The organism is Psittacicella gerlachiana, assembly GCF_003585965.1.
GTDB classification, from domain to species: Bacteria; Pseudomonadota; Gammaproteobacteria; order Enterobacterales; family Psittacicellaceae; genus Psittacicella; species Psittacicella gerlachiana.
Map to the genome: position 1 here is coordinate 1 of NZ_NRJF01000082.1, position 1038 is coordinate 1038.

Annotated in this window: 1 protein-coding gene; it reads right to left on the minus strand. The window is 33.1% G+C overall.

What is annotated here, in order from left to right; translation table 11 throughout:
• Positions 1-80: 80 nt before the first annotated feature.
• The gene (gene mtnN, locus CKF59_RS03350; RefSeq protein WP_119534567.1) at positions 81-977 is read right to left on the minus strand and encodes a 5'-methylthioadenosine/S-adenosylhomocysteine nucleosidase; all 897 of its coding nucleotides are present in this window, start codon (positions 975-977) and stop codon (positions 81-83) included.
• Between the last annotated feature and the right edge of the window lie 61 nt (positions 978-1038).

The window sequence follows — 1038 nt, forward strand, 5'->3', positions numbered from 1 at the left end:
GGACCTTATTTACATTTAATTTATTATTAGCTTTTTGTAGTTTAGAACTAAACTTTTAAGAGCTATTACTAGCCTAAAACTTAACCTTTACTAGCTTCAAGCTCACGTTTTTTCATAATGCCAATATAAATACGTGGTAAAGCAATAAATAAGAAATTAATTGCTTGATGTAGAGCTTGAGTTTGATTGTCATAAGCTTGGTCAGAGAAGCTTTCATTTGCACTTTCATCAGCCCCATCAGACACTTCTTTAAATACAAGTAAAGATTTTCCAAACGCCTTAGCTACTTGAGCTATAGCTGCACATTCCATGTCAAAGCAAAGTAACTCACTCGTACTACCAGTTTTTTCTTGAGCTTCACGTACCCCCTCTAAGATCGTATTCTTAAGAGCAGTATTGTTAATAAACATGTCAGTAGTAATTACCCTGCCATAACCAACAAAACGGCTATAACGTTGATAATCTTGAATTAAAGCTTTGGTAAATTTTCCAGGCATTGGATAAAATGCTTCTTCTTTTGGTACTTGACCAAAAAGATAATCAAAACCACGGACATCCACATCCCCATAACTTACTGAATCAGCAACGTAAATGGTATTAGGTTTAGCCGGACCTATAGCTCCTGCAAAACCGTAGTTTATAATCATATCTACTTTAAATTGAGAACATACTAAAGTGGTAGCCATAGCAGCATTTACTTTACCTATTCCCATAATTGCTACTAAGCAATCAACTTCAACATTATACTCTTCACGTACGGTTGTCGGTAATTTAATCGTTAAAAATCTTGTTTTACCAATACGTTCAGCATTATTGAGAACATCTTGTAATGCTTCTTCAATATCTAAAAATTCTTTTCTTTCAACCTTAGCTTCTAACTCTTCAAGAAGACGGTTATCTTGACGTAATAGATTACGTACCTCTTCTTCCATAGCAACTAAAAAGGCTAAATGATATCTTTTATCTTTAATACTCATAATGAGTTATTCCAAATATTCCTGTTAAAAAATTAACATTCAATTGCTATAAAAAACCTTG